Here is a 9,377-nt window from a genome sequence, read left to right as displayed (position 1 = left end):
ATGTCCGTTTTGGCCAACATATCGCTGACCACCATTTTGCCCAGATCCACCGCAGGGACCTGGCTAAATTCCGTACTTTGACGTGCAAACGGCGTGCGTAAACCGGCAACGATGGCGATGCGTTCGCCCGAGCGGGTCTTTAATTCCTGCTTGCCCATTGTTTCTCCTTAATCATGAGAGGTCTGACCACGCCATTGTAACGAGATTGTTAAAGCAATCAAACGGCCGTTTAAATAAACGTGATTTATGATGGAAAAGTAGCAGAGGGTTTGGAGGCGGTAAATGGGAGTAAAGTCAGGAAAAGGAAAAGACTGGTTAACACAACACAAGGAGGAGTAAACCCTGCATTTTTCTTGGGCGGATGGATTAGGTGTTAACCAGTCTTTTAGTTAGAGTACACGTTCAAGCTGTCACGCAGCTGTCATTGAACAATGCGGTGAATCGCGTAGTTAACTCATCATCCACAAAGGGATCGTGGCACTTGAGAGCAATTGGTTAGTTACGCCCCCAAACACCTTCTGATGAAGCTTCTGGTGTGCAAACGCGCCGGCAACGACGACATCCGCTTTGATTTCACTGGCCACCTCAAGCAACTGCGAGGCTGTGTTTCTTCTCGCTCGGGTAAACGTCAAACATTCCGCATCCACTCCGTGTCGTGCAAGGTAGGTAGCGAGATCGATTTGCGTCGGCTTTTTCGCTAATGAGCGCTCACTGGTCGCAACCACGACATTATCGACAAGTTTGAGCAGCGGTAATGCAGAACTTACTGCGTTTGCTGCTGCTTCATCGCCATTCCACGCAATCATTACCGTCTTAGGTGCAAAATGCGTCTGCGTCCTCGGCATCACTAGAACCGGTTTGCCGCCATGCTCTATCGCCGCTTCAAAGCTGACGCTTGTGCGCCCTGTTAGTGATTTAGGAATAATGATGATGTCCGATACTTTACCGCGCTCCGCCACCACCTCACCACGATAGCCAAAAATATCATGCCAAGTGGCACTGGTTTGGTTGAGACTCGACTCGCCCTCCACCACGTTAAGTGATTGACATAGCTCAGAAAATCGCAACTTAGCTTGCGACATATCATTACTGACGTAGTCGCGAACAATTTTACCTATCTGGTCATAGAATTTGCGTGACACGAGCCGCTGCTCGTGGGGCATCAGTTGCTCAGACCCCACTTGTGCGTGCAATACATCCAAGTGTGCCAGAAAAAACTTGGCCACATGTAAGCCTCCCTCGAGGCGGGTATCTCCATCCTCTTGCGAGGCAAAAGGCATGATGATCGATTTAATAGACATCTAGGTTATCCTCCGAATGGCCAAGGTAGATCCACGGCGTCCTGCAATAGGCCAATGGGCAAATCCAACAACATAAGATGGGTCAAACCAAGTAGAAAACCGCATGCCAATGTCGTCGTTGCGAAAGATCGCCATAAGCTCAGACCGGCTTTATTCATCAAGAATAAACAGAAGAACACACTAATTGAGATGACATAGCCGACTAAAAAGCACCCGAGCACCAAACCCGCCAACCAGTAGAGGTAGTGCATCATCGATGACGTGTTGTCATCAAACGCGTAGCCTTGCTCATATTCGTTATCAAAGTAAATCGGTGATGATGAGGTGTGCGTCAGTAACTGCACAATCACCACAGCGGAAAGCAACCACATACCACTCGCCACGACAATCGGGAAAATGCCCCCTAGGAAACTCTGCTGATATCCATCATAGATACCGTAAGCGAAAGCCAAGTTCACCACGACCGCAAATGCTAATTGAGGGGTACGTGGAGCAGGAGTGGAGGACGCTTCGTTGGTCGATTGCTCGCGCTTTTTCATATTTTGTCGGATCATAAAAACGAGTGAAAGTAATGTGAGCGCACCAATGATCATTACGCCGGGACGAAGTAAGAACGCTGCACCATCAAATTGAACCGCTTGATATAAATAGGTTTCCATTCCGGCAGAAAGAACAAAGCCGATAAGAAACGCAGGGCGAGGCCAATCAAATCGTTTCATAAGCACGCCCAATACACCGACTGCTAACAGTGTCACCAAGTCCCCTAAATCGCGGGTAGCTTGAAACGCTGCAAAACAGATCACCATAACCATAAAAGGAGCGAGTAAGGCATAGCGAATGGTGGTCAACTTAGCAACCCATGGCGAAATCAGCATACAAGCACCTGCACCAAACACGTTGGCAAGTGCTAATGACCAAACAATCGTGTAAGTAATGTCTAAATCAGTGCTGACCATCGCTGGTCCAGGCTCCAAACCGACCAATACCATGCCACCTAAAAACACCGCCATGCCACCAGATCCAGGAATACCAAACAGCAGAGTGGGCACTAAACCACCGCCCTCTTTCGCGTTGTTTGATGACTCAGGTGCAATGATGCCACGCACATCCCCCTGGCCAAAATCAGGCTTGTCCTTCGTGGTTTGCACTGCGTGTCCGTAGGCTATCCAATCGACCACACTTCCCCCCAAACCTGGCAAAGCACCGATGATGCAGCCAATGACACTGCATCGTAGAGCAAGCCACTTGTTTTCGAAGAAATCTTTTACCCCCGATAGCCATCCGGAACCAAGTTTGCTGGCACTGGCTATTGGCTTGTTTTGGCGAAGGAGATCGATGATCTCTGGCAAAGCGAAAATTCCCAAGCCCACGACAACAAGTGGAATGCCGTCCATCAAATAGAAATTATCGAACACCATTCTATATTCGCCGGTGGCTGGCGCACTGCCGACACTACCCAGCATCACACCCAACCCACAGGCCGATAAGCCTTTGACTAAACTTCTTCCTGCTAGAGAGCCCACCATGGTCAGACCAAGTAACGTCAGCATAAATAGCTCACCAGAGCCAAATGCTAAAATCACCGGACGAGCCACCAGCACAAAGCCAGTCAGAACCACAGCACCGAACAAACCACCAAACAAAGATGAGGTGAACGCCGCAGATAACGCTCGCGCAGCTTGCCCTTTCTTTGCCATAGGAAAACCATCCAGTACGGTCGCTTGTGAGCCACTCGAACCGGGAATTCCCATCAATACAGAGGTGAAGGTATCAGAGGTAGGGATAACGGCAACCAAACCAATCAACATCGCGAGTGCTGAAACCGGATCCATGCCATACAGAAACGGCAGCAACAATGAAAGACCCGCAATCCCCCCTAAACCTGGGAATATACCGATCGCTAAGCCCAGCATCACGCCCCCTAACATGTAGGTAATGTGCTGGACGGTAAGTATGGTCTCTAGGGCCAAAAACAATTCACTAAACATCGTAGAACCTTTGAACGCCAACGTCGTCAGACGGAGAATAGAGGGACAACTAAATTGAGGAATGAGAGAGAAGAGCAGCGCTCAGAGCGCTGCTCATTGAGAGTTACAGTTTGGTGTTGTACTTATCAGCAAGCCATTGAGCGACCCACTCTCTGCTGCTCTCATCGAGTGACAGAATCGCTTCTACCGCTTTGTCTGCCTCCTCGCCCGTTAGCTGTTGATAGTTACCCAGTACGTCTTTAGCTCGAGCTTGGAACTCTTCGTCTGCAACGAAGGTTTTTGCTGCATCACGCCAGGCTTGTTTGACCGCTTCTGGCGTTGAATCAGGAAGGAAAAACATTTTCTGAGCCACGAAACCTGCGACAAAGAAAGAACGCCAAACTTTGAAACCTTGGGCATTCATGTCCCCATTGGCTTTCTGATAGACCTCAGCGAAGTGTGGAATATCGGGGAAGTTAGGATCGCGCTGAAGTTGACCGTTGTCATCCAACACACCCAAACTAAAGATTGGGATCGCTTTGCCTTCCTCTACCAGCGGGGTTACCTTCTTCAAATAGGCAGAACTGGTCTGAGAATCTAAATTGACTTCGCCACGTTCAAAAGCGAGGCGACCAGCACCACGACCTTTCATACCAAAGACAGCTTTGACATCAGCACCCAATAGATCAAGCGCTAACAAAGGCACCAAATCAATCGTTGTCGCACCTTGACTGGCATACTGAAACTCTACTGAGCCTAGGTTGGCAACAAAATCATCCGCATTGTTGATACCAGTACTCGGAGATACGTAAATCACACCGCCGGTAGGCGACGCCATCACGACATCCCAATCGTTGTAATCGTATTTGACACGGCGGTCACCGAGTAGATAAGTAAACTGAGTCGATGCGGAGCTCGCGAGGACATCCAAACCGTTGTCTTTGGCTCTGCGGGCAAATTGGTTAGCCCCTTTAGTTGAACCGCCACCAGGCACATTTTTGACCACGACAACAGGCTCACCAGGCAGCGTTTGGCTAAAGTAAGGAGCAAAAAATCGTGCCCAAGTATCCGTACCACCTCCCTCTTTATATGGGACGGTAATTTGAGCACGCTCGCCATCAAAGGAGACATCCTCTGCCAGTACCGACGGGCTCAGAGAGGCGACCCCTAGGGCAACCATTGCGGAAAACAGTGCCGTAGTACGGCGAATAAACTGGGGGTAAGTGGGTTTGCTCATTGGCATGAATGCCTCCTCAAATCCTTTGATTGCTTCTCGTTAATCTTGTTATCTATCGCCCAATATTGCGATGCGTTAACACTAATCACTCAACCTGTCATCAAACTGACAAGGACAACCTCATTAACAAAAATGTTACATAGATCGACTTTACGACGAGAGTGCGAAGCCGTTTGCTAGCAGACACATTAGTGGCTAACAAACACCTCGCCCTTGAACAAAGGCCGAGACGTTCTGACTAACGCCGCTTGAGCGATGATCGGCTCTCCTTCACCTTCTAAAATACTCATTTGCACATCAATTTTTCCGCTTGGGTGCTCAACCACTACACGCTCATCTTTGCTCGGCGCTGCCAGCGAGTGAGTGACCGTACCGGGAATCAAACAGGCAGACGCAACACAAATAGCGCCGGTCACCGCATGACTGGCATGGCAATTGTGGGGGACTAAATAGCGAGAGGTAATGGTTCCACCGGATTGAGGTGCGGACACAATGGACACTTTAGGGATCACGCTCGAGCGAACATCACCTAGCCCCATCAGCTCACCCGCCTCAATGCGAATCGCTTCGATGCGTGCCAGTAGATCATGATTCGCATCAATTTCGGCTTTGCTCTCTGTACCCATAATGCCCAGCGCTGATGCGGGTATATGCACCATAGGAACAGCGGCATCAATGCAGGTTACATCGACATCAAGAATGCGTTGTTGACGTTGACCCGTTGGGAACAGCGCCCCTGTTTTTGCTCCGCCCACGTCAAGGAAGTTCAACAAGACTGGTGAGCCCGTGCCAGGGACGCCATCAACCGTGACATCCCCGTCGAACTTTAAGCGTCGATTCGGCGTTTCGGCTGTGACTTCTATGATGGTGTTGGTATTGACGTTCTTGACTCGGACCGTCGTCGTACCGTCTTGAAGTGAGATAAGATTCTTTTCGGTTGCAAACGCAATGATTCCAGACAAGATGTTGCCGCAGGAGGGTTTGGTATCCACGATCTTCTCCTCCACGCCAACTTGAGCAAACAGATAGTCAAGATCGACTCCTAGCGAGTCAGACAACGAGACGATCGCCACCTTACTGGTCAACGAGGTGCCCCCACCAATACCATTGATTTGCTGGACATCACCTGATCCCATGATGCGTATCAGCAACGCATCACGTTCATCTGGGTCACTGGGGAGATCTTGTGAAAGAAAATACGCGCCCTTCGAGGTGCCACCCCGAATAAGCATGCAGGGAATTAGATGAGAGTGTGTCATTCCTTCGCTCCTTAGCAATCACACCACTTCCTGCTTGAAATGGCTGCGTAAGGCTACGAAACGAACCTGTCACCGAACTGACACACGCATGCGTGGACAACTCAATCGTAATTTTTGAGAGCGCTCTCCCACTCTGTCGTCACCACCTCCCGTTTACTCTGATCTGAGAACACCATGAGTCGCACGTCCAGAGGAATTGGGTTCAGTTGATCTGCATAGTGTTGACGTAAATATGCGGCGGATTTTTCACTAGTAATATCTGTGCGAATCGGCGGCATATTGGTTTGTTCAGCCATGACCCATTGGCCAGACAAAGACAAGATGTAATCAATGAAGGCTTTTGCGGTATCGGGCTGTTGAGTGGTTTTATTGATAAAGGCGCTGCGAATGATTACGGGTGTGTAGTCTGTCAGCGACACGATCACGATGTTGTCATCCAACTCTTGCCAGCTTCTAGCGTATGATCCGAGCACGTTGTAAGCCATAAGAAGCTCACCCTCACTGGCCGCTTTAAGCATCGAACGGGTGCTACCAAAAGTGCGTGCCTGGGCGGAATTAAACAGCTCAAGAAACTGACCGTAATTTCTTGCCTGCTGCCTTTCAAAAGACCAAAGTAAATAACCGATCCCCACTCGGCGGATATCAAACAGGCCGATTTTCCCGACTAACTCACTGCTGTATTGACGGATAAAGCTCAATAATTCAACGCGGTTCATTGGGGGCACCTTACCGTCAATGAAGGCTTTATTAAACACTAAAACTGCAGGCTCAAAGCTAAAACCAAACAACTCATCACGCCATTGACTCCACTCCGGCAATACACTCTGCGAAGTACCGTAGCTCGACATCGCGACCTGATGAGGCAATGCGTAGCCATCATTCACTAGCCGCAGTTGCAAATCCATCACGGAACTGATGGTGATATCGGGCTGTGGCTGAATGTTATCGCGAACATACCGGTCTAGATCATTACTGCTCATCCAGCGGTAATCGATCTTAACCTCTGGGTGACGCATTTTAAAATCATCCAGCATCGGCTTCATTTCTGACTGATATGCCGCGCCATAGATCCGCAGTGGCAACGAAGCCTCATCAGCCGCACTGAAACCAAACCATAGGAGCGCAACCGCTAACCACCCGATACGCTTCATTCGCTTACCTCTTGCCACGCTGTATAAGGAAACTGTATTTCTACCGTCAGCCCCGTTGGGACACTGTCTTTTAGCAACAATACGGCTTGCATCTTCTTCGCTACGTCAGCCGCAATACTCATCCCCAGACCGGTACCGGCTTCGTCGGTCCCCGCGATACGATAAAAACGATCAAACACCAAAGGCTTATCAGCATCGCTAATACCGGGGCCGAAATCACGTATCACCACGACGGCTTTGCTACCCATATGGCTGACTTCCACTTCCACTCGACTGGATGCTGGCGAGTATTTAATGGCATTTTCAACGAGGTTCGTCAGCATTTGCTCAAGTGCAAAGGCATCCCCGCGTACAGAAAAGGCCGTGTCCGCGTCATAACTTAGCTCTATCTCCTTTGCCAACGCATTCATCGCCAACGAACGACACACAGCTGCCGTTAACTGATTCATGTTCACCCACTGGGGCTCAACACTTCGATATCGGTGCTTAATGGTTGCGTGATTAAGCAGTTGATCAATGGTCCGTTCGAGCACATCGCACGCCTTGAGCACGTTCGCTAACGATCGTGCGGTCGCCTCATTGTGATCTCGACTCAGAATCAAACCGACTTGCGCGCGCATGCCGGCAAGCGGGGTTTTCAACTGATGCGCCGCTTCTCCAGTAAAGTTTTTCAGGTTTGTCAGCGTGTCATCCAACTGAGACATAAAGGTGTTAACGGTCTCAATCAAGTGGGACACTTCCTCAGGTGCATCCATATCGATGGGTGTGAGATCCACATTGGAGCGACTGGCGATTTTCTGGTTAATCACGTTTAAAGGTTTAAGTACCATAGCAATCAGTACGAGAATCACCACAAGGGCACAACTGACCACACCGACCAATAGCTTGAATGCCACATCTGATAGCTCTTTTTCCCAATGGGTCCTGGCTTGAACCGTCTGACCCACCAATACCGAGACCACTTGCGCCCCCTCACTGGTGTTCACGGAGCGGCTGACCAAGGCAAAGCGTACATACTCATCAAACATGGTGTGGTAGAAAAAATGGGGTTTGATCTCTAACTGTACGGGATATTGCTGAATGTGTGATTGAATTGTTGTATCGCTGAGCAAGGAAGCATAGCCCGTGATAAATTCATCGTGATTGATGACAACAGCATAAAATACTTTGTCCCTGGGAGAATCTGATAAACCGGCAAACGCAGAGAAAGGCAGGTCAACGCTGACTTGCAGGTGCTCAAACCTTACCTGCTCTAAAATTTGTAACGCTGAGTTGGCGAGCGGGCGATCGAACGCAATTTGCGCTGTCTGATACGCATAGCGCTTGACAGCGAGCATAGAGAGCAAGCCAATAAACAGCAGCAACATCGTCGCATAAACAACAAGCTGAAAACGTAAAGAACGAGTAGAAAATCCCTGAAAAACGGGCAATGAGGCGATCATCCTGCTTTGGCCATCACATACCCAAGGCCACGTAGTGTTTTGATCTCCACCTCACTCTCGGACAACGCTTTTCTGAGACGCCCTACGTATGTCTCAATTGCGTTCAGATTCGGCGGATTGTCATAGCCATACAGATGGTCGATGATCTCTTCTTTACTGAGAACGCGATTCGGGTGACCGAGAAACACTTCCAACAAGCGATACTCTCGCTGTTTGAGCTCCACCGTCTTACCCTTCACCTGCACCGTGGCACTGGCTGCATCAAAACAGATGTCACCAAATTCGATAAGGTTGTGATCTTGCCCTTGACTCCTGCGCACAATAGAACGACATCGCGCCTCTAGTTCACCCAAGTCAAATGGCTTACAAAGGTAATCATCCGCACCTAAGTCAAGCAGTTGGATTCTATCGAGCACCTCGTTTCTCGCCGTCAGTATCAAAATAGGCGTATCGTAACGTTGGCGAATTTTTTTTGTGATCTCTTCTCCAGAACGATGCGGAAGATTCAAATCCAAGATGATTAAGTCGTATTGAGTGTGAGCGACCAAGGCATACGCCACTTTTCCATCGTAGGCACAATCAACTCCATGACCTAAATCAGTGAAGCGCTGCTCCAATGATTGGCTGATCAAACGATCATCTTCCACTATCAAGATTCTCATCGGTCCTCAACTTTCCTTGTAGGCAATGCAACAAATGCATCACTTTTATCCTCAGTTTATAACATCAGACAAGGTAGGGTGACAATCCAGGTTGTCGGCTTTTGCCAAACACTGTGATCATCAAACACCGCCGCCTAAACGGGAGAACAGCGTTGCTGCGCCGGGCATTTTCTCGAGGCAAAAAAAAACCACACAGAACTGTGTGGTCGGAATGTATAAAGCAATTAACTAACGCCAATTGAAAATAATCAGTTTCCTGATTAGGAGAAAGTAAAGTCAGCCTTCAAAAGGAAGTGTCATCTTGCTCAACTTGTCAGCAGATGCCGACTAGATGACAGGAGTTACTATACCTGTTGCC

7 protein-coding genes and 1 pseudogene are annotated in these 9,377 nt (G+C 49.1%); all 8 read right to left on the bottom strand.

The genetic code is table 11. The features are described from left to right. Positions 1 to 158: pseudogene (locus tag AC6R1O_RS18125) on the bottom strand (acetyl-CoA C-acyltransferase); the annotation flags it as partial. Positions 159 to 449: 291 nt separating this feature from the next. Further along, complete coding sequence (locus AC6R1O_RS18120; RefSeq protein WP_500631892.1) at positions 450 to 1,301, bottom strand: universal stress protein; 852 nt, start codon at positions 1,299 to 1,301, stop codon at positions 450 to 452. A gap of 5 nt (positions 1,302 to 1,306) precedes the next feature. Further along, positions 1,307 to 3,289 carry a tripartite tricarboxylate transporter permease gene (locus AC6R1O_RS18115; RefSeq protein ID WP_500625791.1) on the bottom strand — a complete coding sequence of 661 codons (1,983 nt, stop codon included), beginning with the start codon at positions 3,287 to 3,289 and terminating at the stop codon, positions 1,307 to 1,309. Positions 3,290 to 3,392: 103 nt separating this feature from the next. After that, positions 3,393 to 4,511 (bottom strand): Bug family tripartite tricarboxylate transporter substrate binding protein, encoded by a 1,119-nt coding sequence (locus AC6R1O_RS18110; RefSeq protein ID WP_500631891.1) that lies wholly within the window; start codon positions 4,509 to 4,511, stop codon positions 3,393 to 3,395. A gap of 182 nt (positions 4,512 to 4,693) precedes the next feature. Then, positions 4,694 to 5,764 carry a 4-oxalomesaconate tautomerase gene (locus tag AC6R1O_RS18105; RefSeq protein WP_500657572.1) on the bottom strand — a complete coding sequence of 357 codons (1,071 nt, stop codon included), beginning with the start codon at positions 5,762 to 5,764 and terminating at the stop codon, positions 4,694 to 4,696. A 101-nt stretch (positions 5,765 to 5,865) separates the two neighbouring features. Continuing rightward, the gene (locus AC6R1O_RS18100; protein ID WP_500634167.1) at positions 5,866 to 6,915 is read right to left on the bottom strand and encodes an ABC transporter substrate-binding protein; all 1,050 of its coding nucleotides are present in this window, start codon (positions 6,913 to 6,915) and stop codon (positions 5,866 to 5,868) included. Further along, on the bottom strand, positions 6,912 to 8,357 hold the full coding sequence (locus tag AC6R1O_RS18095) for a sensor histidine kinase (RefSeq protein ID WP_500631888.1): 1,446 nt from the start codon (positions 8,355 to 8,357) through the stop codon (positions 6,912 to 6,914). Before AC6R1O_RS18095 ends, AC6R1O_RS18100 begins: the two co-directional genes overlap by 4 nt. Continuing rightward, positions 8,354 to 9,019: a response regulator transcription factor gene (locus AC6R1O_RS18090; RefSeq protein ID WP_500625786.1), complete on the bottom strand. Its 666-nt coding sequence runs from the start codon at positions 9,017 to 9,019 to the stop codon at positions 8,354 to 8,356. Before AC6R1O_RS18090 ends, AC6R1O_RS18095 begins: the two co-directional genes overlap by 4 nt. Positions 9,020 to 9,377 lie beyond the last annotated feature (358 nt).

The organism is Vibrio sp. R11-SG3-ISO3-SZ, from assembly GCF_059834345.1.
This window is presented reverse-complemented; position numbering and strand designations above follow the sequence as displayed.

Bases quoted from the DNA above. Each gene is read 5' to 3' on its own strand.
- AC6R1O_RS18120 (WP_500631892.1), bottom strand. From the start codon at position 1,301: ATGTCTATTAAATCGATCATCATGCCTTTTGCCTCGCAAGAGGATGGA.
- AC6R1O_RS18115 (WP_500625791.1), bottom strand. From the start codon at position 3,289: ATGTTTAGTGAATTGTTTTTGGCCCTAGAGACCATACTTACCGTCCAG.
- AC6R1O_RS18110 (WP_500631891.1), bottom strand. From the start codon at position 4,511: ATGCCAATGAGCAAACCCACTTACCCCCAGTTTATTCGCCGTACTACG.
- AC6R1O_RS18105 (WP_500657572.1), bottom strand. From the start codon at position 5,764: ATGACACACTCTCATCTAATTCCCTGCATGCTTATTCGGGGTGGCACC.
- AC6R1O_RS18100 (WP_500634167.1), bottom strand. From the start codon at position 6,915: ATGAAGCGTATCGGGTGGTTAGCGGTTGCGCTCCTATGGTTTGGTTTC.
- AC6R1O_RS18095 (WP_500631888.1), bottom strand. From the start codon at position 8,357: ATGATCGCCTCATTGCCCGTTTTTCAGGGATTTTCTACTCGTTCTTTA.
- AC6R1O_RS18090 (WP_500625786.1), bottom strand. From the start codon at position 9,019: ATGAGAATCTTGATAGTGGAAGATGATCGTTTGATCAGCCAATCATTG.